This window comes from Streptomyces sp. NPDC025651, assembly GCF_055558735.1.
Genome location: NZ_JBVHLZ010000001.1, coordinates 356403 through 372327, shown reverse-complemented (window position 1 = coordinate 372327; position 15925 = coordinate 356403). Strand labels below are relative to the sequence as shown.

The window sequence follows — 15925 nt, the reverse complement described above, 5'->3', positions numbered from 1 at the left end:
CCCTTCCCGAACTGGGGCTCCGCCCCAGACCCCGCTCCTCAAACGCCGGAGGGGCTGATAAATGTCAGCCCGAGCCGAGATCTTTCAGCCCGTCCGGCGTTTGAGGACGAGCGCGGAGCGCGATCGACCGAGCCCCGGGCGGCGGAGCCGCAAACTTCGGGAAGGGGCGGGATTGGGGAAGAGAACCCTCAGCCCCGCCCCTCCTCCGGCACCGTCACCAACCACCGCGTGTCCCGCCGCGGCCGCAGGTACAGCGCCCAGTACAGCGTCGCCACCGCCACGATCCCCCCGGTCCACCCGAGGTACGCCAGCTCCTGCCGGCTCAGCACGTACGCGAGCACCGCGATCAGAACCACCGGCACCGCGGGCCACAGCGGCATCCGCCAGGCCGTGCCCACCCCGTGCGACCTCCGCCGCGCCAACAGCGCGGCCACCGCCACCAGCAGGTACATGCCGGTCACGGAGACCCCGGTCACTCCGTACAGCGTGTCCAGGTTGACGAAGCACAGCAGGGCGCCCGGCACACCCACGAGCAGCGTCGCCACCCACGGCGCCCCGGAGGCGCCCAGCTTCGACAGCGCCTTGTTCACCGGCGAAGGCCACGCCTTGTCCCGCGCCGATGCGAACAGGACGCGGGAGTTCTGGATGACCATGACGATGCCCGCGTTGATGATCGCGAGGGCCACGCAGAGGCTGACGAACGTGCCGACCGCCGAGCTGGACCAGGCCGTCACCATCGCGCTGATGTCGCCCTCGGTCAGCGCCGTCAGGCTCTCCGCGCCCATGGTGATCGCGACCACCGGCACCAGGATGATCACGGAGGAGATGCCGAGGGTGGCGAGGACGGTGCGCGCGACGTTGCGGCGCGGGTTCTCCATCTCCTCGGAGAGGTAGACGGCCGTGGAGAAGCCCTGCGTGACGAAGAGGGCGATGGCGAGACCGGAGACGATCAGCATGGCCGTGACCGTGTCGACGCCGCCGGAGCCCGAGCCGGACGCCACCGTCAGGTCCGTCAGGCTGCCCACGCCCCGCTCGGCGTGCGTGAAGCCGAGGACCGCCACGACACCCGCCGCCACGACCTCCAGGACCAGGAAGATGCCGGTGATCCACGCGTTGGCCCGCAGGTCGAGCAGGCCCGCGAGGGTCGCGAGGATCATGACGCCCGCGCCCGCGTAGGAGGGGTCGAGGTGGATCACGGGCGTCAGGTAGTCGGCCGTGCCCATGGCGATCACGGGCGGGACGATCATCACGACCAGCAGCGACAGGACGAAGACCAGCCAGCCGGCCAGGCGCCCCGCCATCGTGGAGACCATCGCGTACTCGCCGCCCGCGCTGGGGATGAGCGTGCCGAGCTCGGAGTAGCAGAACGCGACGCCCACGCAGAGCAGCGAGCCGATGGCGATGGTGAGCGCGGTGGCGGTGCCGAGCGAGGAGAAGAGGTCGGGGACGACCACGAAGAGCGTGGAGGCGGGCGTCACGCACGACAGCGTGAGGAGGGTGCCGCCGACGACGCCGATGGAGCGCTTGAGCTTCTGGGGGCTGCCCGGTTCCCCCGGAGCCGCCGGGGGCGCGGACTCGGGTGACTGGAGAGGGCGAAGCGTATCGGTCATGGAGCGCGGTTCCGATCGACTCGTGCGGCAGAGTTGCGGCGGGAGCGCTATCGCCTCCGAAGGCTGTTGAGCTGCGTTTTCTGTGGCTCCCGGCGGGTCATGCAACCCCGGCGGTAACCGGCGCGTCAACGGTCATTCGCCTACGGAATCCGCAGGTGCGCGCACACTCAAGTCACCTGGCTTTCCAAAGGGTTTGCACCCTGAGGTGGCAATGAACATCCCGAAGCCGCAGTTGACCTTGTCTTCGCAGGCATATCGATACAGAAGCTTTCGCTGCCCGAATTGCACCCTGTGCACGGGAACCGCAAAGGACTCGTTAAAAAAGAAACGACGTCGTCCGAATTCCGGACGCCGCCGCTCCACCCTCCGTCACACCCTCATGACTCCGTGCGTCGGACGCAGCCGGTACGACGCGTCGAGATCCCGCACCTCCACCGAGTACGTCGCCCCCTCGACGCCCGACAGATGCTTGCCCAGGAGCGCGAGCACGTCCTCGGAGAGCCTCGCCTTCACTGCGCGCGCACGCCCCGCGAGCAGCCCCACGGCGACATGCACGAAGGGGGCGCCGGGCCTGCCGTCCACGAAGGCCGCGCCGGGGCGGCAGAACGTCTTGCCGACCCCCACCGAGTCCACCCGCTCCACGACCAGCGGATGCAGCTCCGCCACCAGGGCGGGCAGATCCAGGACGCCGGACAGGGTGTCGGCGTAGTCGATGTCGATGTGCGGCATGCTCACGGCCTCTCGTGTAGTGCACACGCATCGTAGGACCACGGGGACACGACAGAGCCCCCGGCCAGGAAGGCCGGGGGCTCACAGGCCCTGGGGGTGCCTCAGTGGTTGCGCGGGAAGCCCAGGTCCACCCCGGCCGGCGCGTCCGACGGGTCGGGCCAGCGCGTGGTGACGACCTTGCCGCGGGTGTAGAAGTGCGTGCCGTCGTTGCCGTAGATGTGGTGGTCGCCGAAGAGCGAGTCCTTCCAGCCACCGAAGGAGTGGTACCCCACCGGCACCGGGATCGGCACGTTCACGCCGACCATGCCCGCCTCGATCTCCAGCTGGAAGCGGCGGGCCGCGCCGCCGTCGCGGGTGAAGATCGCGGTGCCGTTGCCGAACGGCGAGGCGTTCATGAGGGCGACGCCCTCCTCGTACGTGTCGACGCGCAGCACGCACAGGACCGGGCCGAAGATCTCGTCCTGGTAGGCCTTGGCGGTGGTCGGGACGCGGTCGAGCAGCGAGAGGCCGATCCAGTGGCCGTCTGCGCACTCGGGGTGTCCCTCGACGGTGTATCCGGTGCCGTCCAGGACGACCTCGCAGCCCTCGGCCGCGGCGCCCGTGACGTAGGAGGCGACCTTGTCGCGGTGGGCGGCCGTGATGAGCGGGCCCATCTCGGAGGTCGGGTCGGTGCCGGGGCCGATCTTGATCTTCTCGGCGCGCTCCTTGATCTTCGCGACGAGCTCGTCGCCGACCGAACCGACCGCGACGACCGCGGAGATGGCCATGCAGCGCTCGCCCGCGGAGCCGTAGGCCGCGGAGACCGCGGCGTCGGCGGCCGCGTCCAGGTCGGCGTCCGGCAGGACCAGCATGTGGTTCTTGGCGCCGCCGAGCGCCTGCACGCGCTTGCCGTTGGCGGAGGCGGTGGTGTGGATGTAGCGGGCGATCGGGGTCGAGCCGACGAAGGAGACGGCCGAGACGTCCGGGTGCTCCAGGAGACGGTCCACGGCGACCTTGTCACCGTGCACCACGTTGAAGACGCCGTCCGGCAGCCCGGCCTCGCTCAGCAGCTCCGCGATCTTCATCGACGCGGACGGGTCCTTCTCGCTCGGCTTGAGCACGAAGGTGTTGCCGCACGCGATGGCCAGCGGGAACATCCACATCGGCACCATGGCCGGGAAGTTGAACGGCGTGATGCCCGCGACGACGCCCAGCGGCTGGCGGATGGAGGAGACGTCCACGCGCGAGGCGACCTCCGTCGACAGCTCGCCCTTCAGCTGCACCGTGATGCCGCAGGCCAGGTCGACGATCTCCAGGCCGCGGGCGACCTCGCCGAGCGCGTCCGAGTGGACCTTGCCGTGCTCGGCGACGATCAGCTCGGCGACGGCGTCGCGGTTGGCGTCGAGCAGCGCGCGGAACTTGAAGAGGATCGCGGTGCGCTTGGCGAGCGAGGAGGTGCCCCAGGTCGCGAAGGCCTCGCGGGCCGAGGCGACGGCGGCGTCCACCTCGTCGACCGACGCGAAGGCGACCTGCGTCGTGACGGCGCCGGTCGCCGGATCGGTGACCGGGCCGAACGTTCCGGACGCGCCCTCGACGGCCTTCCCACCGATCCAGTGGTTGACGGTCTTCGTCATGACAAGCATCCCTACTCTCACAGGTGGCGGCGTCGGGCAGTGACGTGCCGGTCGTACTCTTCCCTGGCCTTGACCGCGGACACCCGGGTCGCCGTCTCGGCCACGGGCACATCCCACCACGCCTGTGCCGGGGGCGGGCCCGACACTGTGTCTGCCGTTTCCGTCTCCACATAGACACATGTGGGACGGTCTGCGCCGCGCGCTTCGCGCAGCGCCTCGCGCAGGTCGCGAACGGTCTTGGCACGCAGCACCCGCATCCCGAGCGAGGCGGCGTTGGCGGCGAGGTCGACGGGCAGCGGCCCCTCGGTGTACGTCCCGTCCGGCGCCCGGAAGCGGTAGGCGGTGCCGAACCGCTCGCCGCCCACGGACTCCGAGAGGCCGCCGATGGAGGCGTATCCGTGGTTCTGCAGGATCACGACCTTGATCGGGACGTTCTCCTGGACGGCCGTGACGATCTCCGTCGGGTTCATCAGATACGTGCCGTCACCGACCAGCGCCCACACGGGCCGCTCCGGCGCGGCGAGCGCGACACCGATCGACGCGGGAATCTCGTATCCCATGCAGGAGTAGCCGTACTCGACGTGGTACTGCCGGGGCGAGCGCGCCCGCCAGAGCTTGTGCAGATCGCCGGGGAGGGACCCCGCGGCGTTGATCACGACGTCCTCGTCCGTCACCAACTCGTCCAGGACACCGAGGACCTGGGCCTGGGTGGGGCGCACGTCCGGCTCGTCCGTCTGGAAGGCCGCGTCGACGCGCTGCTCCCAGCGCTCCTTGTCGTCGCCGTACTCGACGGCGTAGGCGGGCTCGACGCGGTGGCCGCGCAGCGCCTCGGTGAGCGCTTCGAGGCCGGCGCGCGCGTCGGCGACCAGGGTGGCGCCCGCCATCTTGTGGCCGTCGAAGGGCGCGATGTTGAGGTTGAGGAAGCGCACCGCGGGGGCCTCGAAGAGCGTGCCCGAGGCCGTGGTGAAGTCGCTGTACCGGGTGCCGACGCCGATCACCAGGTCGGCGGTGCGGGCCAGTTCGTCGGCGGTGGCCGTCCCGGTGTGCCCGATGCCGCCGACGTCCGCCGGGTGGTCGAAGCGCAGGGAGCCCTTGCCCGCCTGGGTGGAGGCGACGGGGATGCCGGTCGCGTCGGCGAGCTCCTTGAGGGCGTCCTCGGCGGCGCTGTGGTGGACGCCGCCGCCCGCGACGATCAGGGGGCGCCGCGCCTCGCGCACCGCGCTCGCGGCGGCGGCCAGTTCGCGCGGATCGGGCGCGGGGCGGCGCACCGTCCACACCCGCTCGGCGAAGAACTCCTCGGGCCAGTCGTACGCCTCCGCCTGCACGTCCTGCGGCAGGGCGAGCGTGACGGCGCCGGTCTCGACAGGGTCGGTGAGCACCCGCATCGCGGCGAGCGCGGCGGGGATCAGCGCCTCGGGGCGGCTCACACGGTCGAAGTACCGCGAGACCGGGCGCAGGCAGTCGTTGACCGACACGTCGCCCGCGGAGGGGACTTCGAGCTGCTGGAGGACCGGGTCCGCGGGCCGGGTCGCGAAGGTGTCGCCGGGCAGCAGCAGGACGGGCAGCCGGTTGACGGTGGCGAGCGCGGCGCCGGTGACCAGGTTGGTGGCGCCGGGCCCGATGGAGGTCGTCACGGCGTGCGTGGACAGTCGGCCGCGCTGGCGTGCGTACCCGACCGCGGCGTGCACCATGGCCTGTTCGTTGCGGCCCTGGTGGAACGGCATCTCGTCGGCGTACTCCACGAGGGCCTGTCCGACGCCCGCGACGTTGCCGTGCCCGAAGATGCCCCAGGTGGCGCCGATCAGCCGGTGCCGCTCGCCGTCCCGCTCGGTGAACTGCCGCGCCAGGAAACGGACAAGGGCCTGGGCCGTGGTGAGCCGGGTCATCGGTATCCCTCCGTGTGGTCGGGGTGGAAGCAGATCCGCCACTCCCTCTCCTCACCCGGTCCCGCCATCACATTCAGGTAGTACATCGCGTGTCCCGGCTGGGCGATCGACGGCCCGTGCCAGCCGTCGGGCACAAGCACGGCGTCCCCGGTGCGCACCTCGGCGAGGACGTCGGTGCCGCCCTCGCGGGACGGGAAGACCCGCTGGTAGCCGAGGCCTTCGCGGTCGCCCGCCGCCTCGATCTCGAAGTAGTAGATCTCCTCCAGCTCGGCCTCGGCGCCGGGGCGGTGCTCGTCGTGCTTGTGCGGCGGGTACGAGGACCAGTTGCCGCCCGGCGTGATCACCTCGACCGCGATCAGCCGGTCGCAGTCGAAGGCGTCCGCGGACGCGAAGCCCCGGACCTCGCGCGCGCAGGTGCCGCTGCCGCGGCTCTCGACGGGGACCTCCGGCGCGGAGCCGTAGCGGGCGGGGAGTCGACGCTCGCACTTCGCTCCTGCCAGGGCGAAGCGGCCTCCCGCGCCGGAGGCGATCTGGATCCGGGCATCCCGGGGAACGTAAGCGAAGTCGGTGACTCCGCTGAACACGCTCTCCCTGCCCAGAAGTTCGATGATCTCGCCTTCCGTGTGCACCGTACAGCCGCCGGTCAGCGGGAGCACGATCCATTCACTCTCTCCGGTGGCGAAGAAGTGCCGCCCGCCCGGCTCGATCTCGACGACACGCAGGTGGGAGTATGTCCAACCGGCCCGTTTCGGATCGATGTCGAGGGCGTACGGACCGTCGGCCGCACTCCCTTTCGGTACGTACGTCATGGGGGCCTCCTCAGCCTGGACGCAGCCTGTTGTCCTGCTACAGCAGCCCTACGGCGGTGTCGACCGCCCCCGCCACGTCCCCGTCGGGCGGGTAGAGCAGGGCTCTTCCCACGACGAGACCCCGCACGGTGGGCAGTTGCAGGGCGCCGCGCCACTTCTCGTACGCGGCGACCGCGCCCTCGGCATCGTTGCCGATGTCGCCGCCGAGCAGGACCGCCGGAAGGGTCGAGGTCTCCATGACGCGGGCCATGTCGTCGGGGTTCTCGGTGACGGGGACCTTCAGCCAGGTGTACGCGGAGGTCCCCGCGAGCCCGGAGGCGATGGCGATGGAGCGCGTGACGGCCTCGGCGCTCAGGTCGTTGCGGGGCGCCCCCGCGCCGTCCGGGCCGGGACGGCGGGTCAGGAACGGCTCGACGAACACCGGAAGGCCGCGCTCCGCCATCGCGTCGACGGTGCGGGCCGCGGAGTGCAGGGTGGTCAGCGATCCCGGGTCCTCGTAGTCGACGCGGAGCAGCAGCTTGCCCGCGTCGAAGCCGAGCCGCTCGATGTCCTCCGGGCGGTACCCGGTGAACCGGTCGTCCAGTTCGAAGGAGGCGCCCGCGAGGCCCCCGCGGTTCATCGACCCCATGACGACCTTGCCGTCCAGGGCGCCGAGCAGGAGCAGGTCGTCGAGCACGTCGGCGCTGGCGAGCACGCCGTCGACCCCGGGCCGCGAGAGGGCGAGGCAGAGCCGCTCCAGGAGGTCCCCGCGGTTGGCCATGGCCAGGGGGTCGCTCCCCACGCCGAGCGCCCCGCGCGCGGGATGATCGGCGGCCACGATCATCAACCGCCCGCCGTCCCCGAGGAGGGGCCGCCGGGGACGACGGGCGGCGGCTTCGGCGATGGCTTCGGGGTGTTGCGCGCGAATACGGCACAGTTCGCCCACGTCGACGACATCGAGCCCGGTCACGTGACGGCCCCCGCTTCCAGCGCGTCGGCGACCTCGCGGGGAAACGGCATCGCGGAACTGCACTCCAGGCGGGACGCCACGATCGCCCCCGCCGCGTTCGCGTACCGCATGATCCGCTCCAGCTCCCAGCCCGCCAGCAGCCCGTGGCACAGCGCCCCGCCGAACGCGTCGCCCGCCCCGAGGCCGTTGAGGACCTCCACCGGCAGCGGCGGCACTTCGGCGGACTCCCCCGCGCGGTTCATCGCGAGGACCCCCTTGGGCCCCTGCTTCACGACGGCGAGTTCGACGCCCGCGTCCAGCAACGCCCGTGCCGCCGCGAGCGGTTCGCGCTCCCCCGTGGCGACCTCCACCTCGTCGAGGTTGCCGACGGCGACGGTGGCGTGCGCGAGGGCGGCGGCGTAGTGGGGCCTCGCCTCGTCCGGGTCACCCCAGAACATCGGCCGCCAGTCCAGGTCGAAGACCGTGGTCCCCGACGACCGCGCGCCCAGCGCCGCGAGCGTCGCCGAACGGCTCGGCTCCGCGCACAGCCCCGTACCCGTCATCCAGAAGATCCGCGCCGCGGCGAGCGCGTCGAGGTCGAGTTCGCTCTCGTGGATCTCCAGGTCGGGCGCCTTCGGCAGCCGGTAGAAGTACAGCGGGAAGTCGTCCGGCGGGAAGACCTCGCAGAACGTCACCGGCGTCGGCAGGCCCGCGACGCCGCTCACCCACCGGTCGTCGACGCCGAACTCCCGCAGCGCCCCGTGCAGATACGCGCCGAAGGGGTCCTCGCCCGTGCGCGTGACGACGGCGACCCGCCGCCCGAGCCGGGCCGCCGCGACCGCCACGTTGCTGGCCGAGCCGCCGAGGAACTTGCCGAACGCGGTGACCTCGGCGAGGGGCACCCCGGCCTGCAGGGGATACAGGTCCACCCCGATCCGGCCCATGGTGATGACGTCATAGGGATCGACGTCATCGGGATCGACGTCGTACGGATCGGTCACCCTGCACGTCCCCTCTCCGGGCCCGGTCGGCCGTCTCCCCCCAGGTCTAATCCCGCCCCAGGAACCCTGTCAACATTTTGTCCTTACATTCGGACCAGTCCTTGACACTCTTCCGAGGCGGCCTGGAGGCTTGCCGGTATGACGACGCTGTCTCGCATCCGGATCGGTTCGGCGCCCGACTCGTGGGGCGTGTGGTTCCCCGAGGACCCCCGCCAGGTGCCCTGGCGCCGCTTCCTCGACGAGGTCGCCGAGTCCGGGTACGAGTGGATCGAGCTCGGCCCGTACGGCTATCTGCCCACCGATCCCGCCCTGCTGAGGGCCGAGACCGAACGGCGCGGCCTGAGGGTGTCCGCGGGCACGGTCTTCACGGGGCTGCACCACGGCCCCGCCGTCTGGGACAGGACCTGGGCGCACGTCGCGGACAACGCCGCGCTCGCGCAGGCCATGGGCGCCGAACACCTCGTCGTCATCCCCTCCTTCTGGCGCGACGACAAGACCGGCGAGGTCCTGGAGGACCGCGTGCTCACGCCCGCACAATGGCGTGAACTGACCTCCCAGACCGAGCGCCTGGCACGCGAGGTCCGCGAGCGGTACGGCCTGCGCGTGGTCGTCCACCCGCACGCGGACACGCACATCGACAGCGAGGAGAACGTCACCCGCTTCCTCGACGCCACCGACCCCGACCTCGTCTCGCTCTGCCTGGACACCGGCCACTACGCCTACTGCGGCGGCGACAACGTCAAGCTCATCGAGACGTACGGCGAGCGCATCGGCTATCTGCACCTCAAGCAGGTCGACCCGGAGGTCCTCGCCGAAGTGCGGGCCCAGGAGGTGCCGTTCGGCCCCGCGGTGGCGCGCGGCGTGATGTGCGAACCGCCCACGGGCGTGCCCGCCCTGGAGCCCGTCCTCGCCGCGGCACAGGAGCTGGGCGTCGAGCTGTTCGCCATCGTGGAGCAGGACATGTACCCCTGCGAGCCGGACAGGCCGCTGCCGATCGCCCGCCGCACCCGCGCCTTCCTCCGGTCGTGCGGAGCCTGACGGCCACAGACGTCCTGCGGGCTCCCGACGGGCAGTGGGAGATCGCCCTCGCGCGCCCGCATCCGCGCCTGCGCCCCGGCGTGATCAGCTACCGCGGGCTCCGGCTCACGATGACAGGACCCCGCCGGCGCCTGGAGGTGCCGATCGGCGCGGTGACCCTGATGCTCGGCTTCGACCGCCCCTTACGGATCTCCGGCGTCAGCGGCTCCGGCGGCGCGCGGCCCCCGCGCCCCGCGGTGTCGCTCGTCTCGGTCCTCTCCGGCCTCGGTACGACGCCGGTGCTCGGCGAGCACGACGGGCGCCTCGCGGGCATCGAGGTGCTGCTCGCGCCCTGGGCCGCGTTCACGCTCTTCGGCACCGCGCTGCACGAACTGGCCGACCGCACCCTCGACCCCGACGCGCTCGGCGTGCGGCCGGGCCGGGGCCGCTGGGACAGCATCGCCGAACTGGCCGCGGCCCTCGGCGCGCTGCCCTCCTGGCGGGCGCGGTTCGACCTCCTGGACGACGTGTTCGCCCGCTGGTCCGAGGCGGGCCCGCCGCCCTCGGCGCGGACCGTGCGGGCCTGGAGCGAGCTCGTGCGCTCCCGGGGCACCGCCCCCGTCGGACACCTCGCCGAGGAAGTCGGCTGGAGCGTGCGCCAGTTGGAGAACCGCTTCCGTGAGCAGATCGGCATCGGCCCCAAGGCGGCGGCGCGGGTCATCCGCCTGCAGCGGGCCCGCGCGATGCTCGCGGCGGGGCGCGGCCAGGCGGAGACGGCGGCGGTCTGCGGCTACTACGACCAGGCGCACCTGAGCGGCGAGTTCAAGGCGATGACAGGGTGCACGCCGCGCCAGTTCGCGGTGGCGCGGCGGACGGGCCCGCCGCCCCGGTCGGGGCCGCCCTCGACCGACCGGCTCGACGGCCAGCCCACGAGCCTGGTGCTGCCCGCGGGGACCGCCGCGTCCGGTGCGCTTTTCTCCAAGACCCGCGGGCGGCGCTGAGGGCACGCTGAGGCCCTTGAGCCAACTGGCACGGGGGAACCCGCTCGCCTCTGTGCCGGGAGCCAGAGGGGATGCGGGAAAGCCGGTGGGCCGGACCCGGCGCAGCGGGCCCGGCCCACCTCGGCTTGCTCACGCCGACCGCGCCGCTCGCGCTGCGCACACGCCCCGCGGCGCTCATGCCGTTCGCAGCGCTCATGCCGCTCGCACCGGTCGCACCGCTCGCGCGCCGGAGCAACGCGCTGCACTGATGCGTCTCTTCCGTCACAAACACTCTCTTCCTGTCACACATGTCTCGCGTACGCGGGTCTTGCGTCACAGGGGGTCGACAGCCGCTCCCCTGCGCTCACCGGGCGTCGTTCACCGGGCACAGGCTGAGTGATCGCCGCGCGCCGCGCCCAGCTCCCCCGTCGGCCTCTCCGGCCGCTCTGGGCGCGCACGCAGGGAGGTGCACTGATGACCGACCGCAGGCTCTGGTCGTACAAGGAGATCGCCGCGCACATCCGGGTGCAGCCCGACACCGTGCGCTCGTACCGCAAGCACGGGCTGCTGCCCGCGCCCGACCACGTGGAGGGCGGCAAACCCTATTGGTACGCGGACACGATCCGCGCCTGGGTCGCGTCCCGCCCGGGCAACCGGGGCCGCAGAGACTGACGGCACGCGCCGACCTCGTTGAGAAATACCCCCTAGGGGTATAGTGTGGAGTGCGTCAGGAGGTCACCGGGGACTGCCGGGGCCCTCCTGCACGCTACGCCGCACCTGGACCCACGCCCCCCGAGGAGAACCGACATGAGCGCCCAGACCGAGCTTCCGCAGGCCGAGACGACCGGCTCCTGCTGCTCCCCCTCCGGCTCCTGCCACTCCGGCGCCGAGACGCCGCAGGGCGCCGTCACCACCGTGTACGAGGTGACGGGCATGACCTGCGGGCACTGCGAGGGTGCCGTCTCCGGCGAGATCTCGGAGATCGCGGGCGTCAGCTCCGTCAAGGCCGTGGCCGCGACCGGCGAGGTCACCGTGGTCTCCGAGGCGCCGCTGGACGAGGCCGCGGTGCGCGCCGCCGTCGACGAGGCGGGCTACGAGCTCGTCGGCGTCAAGGCCTGAACCCCGCGGGCGCAGGGCTGACCGGCACCGCGCCGGGTACCCCGGGCCCTGTGGCGTCGAGACCGACACCACAGGGCCCGCCGCCGTTCCACCACCCCGGAAGCAGTACGAAAGAGCCATGACCGAAGTCTCCGAAGTCGAACTCGCCGTCGGCGGGATGACGTGCGCCTCCTGCTCGTCCCGCATCGAGAAGAAGCTGAACCGCATGGAGGGGGTGACCGCCTCGGTCAACCTCGCCACGGAGAAGGCCAAGGTCGAGTACGCCGACGGGGTCGAGGTCGCCCAACTGATCGCCCAGATCGAGAAGCTGGGCTACACGGCCGAGGAGATCCTGCCGCCCGCCCCCGAGCCGGAGGACGGCGGTGCCCCGGCCCCGACCACCGCCGACATCACCGAGCCCGACACCCTGCGGCAGCGCCTGATCGTCTCCGCGCTCCTGTCGCTGCCCGTCGTGCTGCTCGCGATGATCCCCGCCCTGCAGTTCGACAACTGGCAGTGGCTCTCGCTGACGCTGGCCGCGCCGGTCGTCGTCTGGGGCGGACTGCCCTTCCACCGGGCGGCCTTCACCAACCTGCGGCACGCGGCCGCGACCATGGACACCCTCGTCTCGGTCGGCACGCTCGCCGCCTTCGGCTGGTCGCTGTGGGCGCTGTTCTTCGGCGACGCCGGGATGCCGGGGATGCGGCACGGCTTCGACTTCACCGTCGCGCCGGGGGAGAGCGCCTCGACGATCTACCTCGAAGTCGCCGCGGGCGTCATCACGTTCATCCTGCTCGGGCGCTGGCTGGAGGCCCGCTCCAAGCGGAAGGCGGGCTCGGCGCTGCGCGCCCTCCTGGAGCTGGGCGCGAAGGACGTGGTGGTGCTGCGGGAGGGACGGGAGACACGGATTCCGGTCGGGCAGCTGGCCGTCGGTGACCACTTCGTCGTACGCCCCGGAGAAACCGTCGCGACCGACGGCACCGTCACCGAGGGCACATCGGCGGTCGACGCCTCGATGCTCACCGGCGAGTCCGTGCCGGTCGACGTGGGCGCGGGCGACGCCGTCACCGGGGCGACCGTGAACACCTCGGGGCGTCTGGTGGTGCGGGCCACCCGCGTCGGCTCGGACACCCAACTGGCCCGGACGGCACGGCTCGTCGAGGACGCGCAGACCGGCAAGGCCCAGGTGCAGCGCCTCGCCGACCGCATCGCCGGGGTCTTCGTGCCGGCCGTCATGCTCATCGCGGTCGGCACGCTCGGCGGCTGGCTCGGCGCCACGGGCGACGCGACCGCCGCGTTCTCCGCGGCCGTCGCCGTGCTGATCATCGCCTGCCCCTGCGCGCTCGGTCTCGCCACGCCGACCGCCCTCATGGTCGGCACGGGCCGCGGCGCCCAACTCGGCATCCTCATCAAGGGCCCAGAGGTCCTGGAGTCCACGCGCCGCGTCGACACCGTCGTCCTGGACAAGACCGGGACGGTGACCACGGGCCGCATGGAGCTGAAGGACGTGTGCGTCGCCGGGGACACCCAGGAGAGGCGGCTGCTGCGCCTCGCGGGCGCCCTGGAGCACGCCTCCGAGCACCCGATCGCACGGGCCGTCGCGGCGGGCGCCGCCGAGCGCCTGGGCATCGAGGACGGTGAACTCCCGGCGCCCGAGCGGTTCGAGAACGTCGCGGGGTTCGGCGTGCGCGGCACGGTGGAGGGGCACGAGGTGCTCGCGGGGCGCGAGCGGCTCCTCGCGGACGCGGGCGTCACGGGCCTGGAGACCGTCGCCAAGCTCAGGGACGACGCCGAGGCGGCGGGGCGCACCGCCGTCCTGGTCGCCTGGGACGGGGCCGCGCGGGGTGTCCTGACGGTCGCGGACACCCCGAAGGAGACGAGCCCCGAAGCGGTGCGCGAGCTGCGCGCGCTGGGCCTCGCGCCGGTCCTGCTCACCGGCGACAACAAGGCCGTCGCCGACGCGGTCGCGCGGGCGGTGGGCATCGCCCCCGAGGCCGTGTACGCGGAGGTCCTGCCGCAGGACAAGGTCGACGTCGTGAAGCGGCTGCAGGGCGAGGGCAAGGTCGTGGCGATGGTCGGGGACGGCGTGAACGACGCGGCCGCCCTCGCCACCGCCGATCTGGGCCTGGCGATGGGCACCGGCACGGACGCGGCGATCGAGGCGAGCGATCTGACGCTGGTGCGCGGGGACTTGCGGGTGGCGGCCGACGCCATCAGGCTCTCCCGCAAGACCCTCGCCACCATCAAGGGCAACCTCTTCTGGGCCTTCGGCTACAACGTCGCCGCGCTGCCGCTCGCCGCGGCCGGACTGCTGAACCCGATGATCGCGGGCGCCGCCATGGCGTTCTCCTCGGTCTTCGTGGTCACGAACAGTCTTCGCCTGAGGGCGTTCACATAACCCCTCCACATGTCCGTTTCAGCACCTTCACACCAGAGCCCCGATCCCCATATCGGGGCTCTTGCGCATGTACAGGACATATGCAAGAGACGCAGATCACAGTGATCCGAACGTAACCATCGAGGGGGGTCGCGAGTCTAATGGGGCGATGCAGGAAGATGTCTTGGGGGACGTCTTCCGGCATATGGGGACATCTTGGGGGATGTTCCTTGAATTGCGTTGCCGGGGCACGTGCACCGGGGAGCTTTGAGCGGCCCTCCCGTACGTACGCGTCCCGGCAGACCGCAGGGCAGCCACAGACGCCCGGCCGGATCCCGTGGGGGGAATCCGCACCGGGAAAAAGGGAAGCGCCCCGACCGTCGACCCGTGGGGGGATCGATGGCGGGGCGCTTTCCGCTACTTGTGGAGCGCCCCGAAGGGGCGCGGGGAACTGCGCGACCAGCCACAGCCGGTCCGCAGCATCCCAAGAGGCCTCAGCGGGCCTCGACCGGGACGAAGTCCCTGAGAACCTCACCCGTGTAGATCTGGCGCGGGCGGCCGATGCGGGAACCCGGCTCCTTGATCATCTCGTGCCACTGGGCGATCCAGCCCGGCAGCCGGCCGAGGGCGAACAGCACGGTGAACATCTCCGTGGGGAAGCCCATGGCGCGGTAGATGAGGCCCGTGTAGAAGTCCACGTTCGGGTACAGCTTGCGCTCGACGAAGTAGTCGTCGGCCAGCGCGTGCTCTTCCAGCTTCAGCGCGATGTCGAGCAGCTCGTCGGACTTGCCGAGGGCCGAGAGGACGTCGTGCGCCGCCGCCTTGATGATCTTCGCCCGGGGGTCGAAGTTCTTGTACACGCGGTGCCCGAAGCCCATGAGCTTCACGCCGTCTTCCTTGTTCTTCACCTTGCGGATGAAGGTGTCGACGTCGCCACCCGTGGCCTGGATGCCCTCGAGCATCTCCAGGACCGACTGGTTGGCGCCACCGTGCAGCGGGCCCCACAGGGCCGAGATGCCGGCGGAGATCGAGGCGAACATGTTCGCCTGCGAGGAGCCGACCAGACGCACGGTGGAGGTCGAACAGTTCTGCTCGTGGTCCGCGTGCAGGATCAGGAGCTTGTCGAGCGCGGAGACGACGACCGGGTCCAGCTCGTACTCGGCGGCGGGCACCGAGAAGGTCATGCGCAGGAAGTTCTCGACGTAGCCGAGGTCGTTGCGCGGGTAGACGACCGGGTGGCCCTGCGACTTCTTGTACGCGTAGGCGGCGATCGTCGGAAGCTTGGCGAGAAGCCGGATCGTCGAGAGGTGGCGCTGCTTCTCGTCGAACGGGTTGTGGCTGTCCTGGTAGAACGTCGACAGCGCGCTGACCACCGACGACAGCATCGCCATCGGGTGGGCGTCACGCGGAAAACCGTCGTAGAAGCGCTTGACGTCCTCGTGCAGCAGGGTGTGCTGCGTGATCTCGTTCTTGAAGGTGGAAAGCTCGTCGACCTTCGGCAGCTCGCCGTTGATCAGCAGGTACGCCACCTCGGTGAAGGTGGAGCGCTCGGCCAGCTGCTCGATCGGGTAGCCGCGGTACCGGAGGATGCCCTGCTCGCCGTCGAGGTAGGTGATGGCGGATTTATAGGCGGCGGTGTTGCCATAGCCGCTGTCCAGGGTCACCAGACCGGTCTGGGCGCGGAGCTTCCCGATGTCGAAGCCCTTGTCGCCGACGGTCGAATCGATCACCGGGTAGGTGTACTCGCCATCGCCGTACCGCAGTACTACAGAGTTGTCGCTCACGTCATCCCTCACCGACGTTGTGCCTCTTCTTCGAGGTGCCCTGACTGTCTCTACCATCCCCCATTTGGCCCTGGAGAGTGCACTCGGGGTCGA

The 15925-nt window shown here is 71.3% G+C and carries 14 protein-coding genes; 6 read left to right on the top strand and 8 right to left on the bottom strand.

The features are described 5' to 3' along the window. Positions 1-188: 188 nt before the first annotated feature. From ACZ4D5_RS01645 to iolC, 7 genes are all read right to left on the bottom strand, one after another. Entirely contained in the window at positions 189-1610 is a 1422-nt protein-coding gene (locus ACZ4D5_RS01645; RefSeq protein WP_467770312.1) for an APC family permease, read from the bottom strand. A gap of 369 nt (positions 1611-1979) precedes the next feature. After that, positions 1980-2339 carry a 5-carboxymethyl-2-hydroxymuconate Delta-isomerase gene (locus ACZ4D5_RS01640; RefSeq protein WP_467771466.1) on the bottom strand — a complete coding sequence of 120 codons (360 nt, stop codon included), beginning with the start codon at positions 2337-2339 and terminating at the stop codon, positions 1980-1982. 101 nt (positions 2340-2440) lie between these two features. Beyond that, positions 2441-3952, bottom strand: a complete 1512-nt coding sequence (gene mmsA / locus ACZ4D5_RS01635; protein WP_467770311.1) for a CoA-acylating methylmalonate-semialdehyde dehydrogenase — start codon at positions 3950-3952, stop codon at positions 2441-2443. 17 nt (positions 3953-3969) lie between these two features. After that, positions 3970-5838 (bottom strand): 3D-(3,5/4)-trihydroxycyclohexane-1,2-dione acylhydrolase (decyclizing), encoded by a 1869-nt coding sequence (gene iolD / locus ACZ4D5_RS01630; RefSeq protein ID WP_467770310.1) that lies wholly within the window; start codon positions 5836-5838, stop codon positions 3970-3972. Continuing rightward, positions 5835-6647 (bottom strand): 5-deoxy-glucuronate isomerase, encoded by an 813-nt coding sequence (gene iolB, locus ACZ4D5_RS01625; RefSeq protein ID WP_467770309.1) that lies wholly within the window; start codon positions 6645-6647, stop codon positions 5835-5837. Before iolB ends, iolD begins: the two co-directional genes overlap by 4 nt. Positions 6648-6684: 37 nt before the next feature. Continuing rightward, a complete protein-coding gene (locus ACZ4D5_RS01620) occupies positions 6685-7572 on the bottom strand; it encodes a Cgl0159 family (beta/alpha)8-fold protein (protein ID WP_467771465.1) in 888 nt (295 codons plus the stop codon). 20 nt (positions 7573-7592) lie between these two features. Continuing rightward, a complete protein-coding gene (gene iolC, locus ACZ4D5_RS01615; RefSeq protein WP_467770308.1) occupies positions 7593-8576 on the bottom strand; it encodes a 5-dehydro-2-deoxygluconokinase in 984 nt (327 codons plus the stop codon). A 138-nt stretch (positions 8577-8714) separates the two neighbouring features. Between iolC and ACZ4D5_RS01610 the strand changes: the two genes are divergently transcribed. The 6 genes from ACZ4D5_RS01610 (at position 8715) to ACZ4D5_RS01585 (ending at position 14069) form a co-directional block, all read left to right on the top strand. Further along, the gene (locus ACZ4D5_RS01610; protein WP_467770307.1) at positions 8715-9614 is read left to right on the top strand and encodes a sugar phosphate isomerase/epimerase family protein; all 900 of its coding nucleotides are present in this window, start codon (positions 8715-8717) and stop codon (positions 9612-9614) included. 110 nt (positions 9615-9724) lie between these two features. Next, positions 9725-10594, top strand: coding sequence for a helix-turn-helix domain-containing protein (locus ACZ4D5_RS01605; RefSeq protein WP_467771464.1), 870 nt, complete (start codon positions 9725-9727; stop codon positions 10592-10594). 71 nt (positions 10595-10665) lie between these two features. Continuing rightward, entirely contained in the window at positions 10666-10842 is a 177-nt protein-coding gene (locus ACZ4D5_RS01600) for a hypothetical protein (protein ID WP_467770306.1), read from the top strand. Between the two features lie 205 nt (positions 10843-11047). After that, positions 11048-11245 carry a helix-turn-helix transcriptional regulator gene (locus tag ACZ4D5_RS01595; RefSeq protein ID WP_467770305.1) on the top strand — a complete coding sequence of 66 codons (198 nt, stop codon included), beginning with the start codon at positions 11048-11050 and terminating at the stop codon, positions 11243-11245. A 135-nt stretch (positions 11246-11380) separates the two neighbouring features. After that, positions 11381-11692, top strand: coding sequence for a heavy-metal-associated domain-containing protein (locus tag ACZ4D5_RS01590; protein WP_467770304.1), 312 nt, complete (start codon positions 11381-11383; stop codon positions 11690-11692). Between the two features lie 118 nt (positions 11693-11810). Continuing rightward, the gene (locus tag ACZ4D5_RS01585; protein WP_467770303.1) at positions 11811-14069 is read left to right on the top strand and encodes a heavy metal translocating P-type ATPase; all 2259 of its coding nucleotides are present in this window, start codon (positions 11811-11813) and stop codon (positions 14067-14069) included. 473 nt (positions 14070-14542) lie between these two features. Here ACZ4D5_RS01585 and ACZ4D5_RS01580 read toward each other — a convergent pair whose 3' ends face one another. Continuing rightward, the gene (locus ACZ4D5_RS01580; protein WP_467770302.1) at positions 14543-15832 is read right to left on the bottom strand and encodes a citrate synthase; all 1290 of its coding nucleotides are present in this window, start codon (positions 15830-15832) and stop codon (positions 14543-14545) included. Positions 15833-15925: the final 93 nt, after the last annotated feature.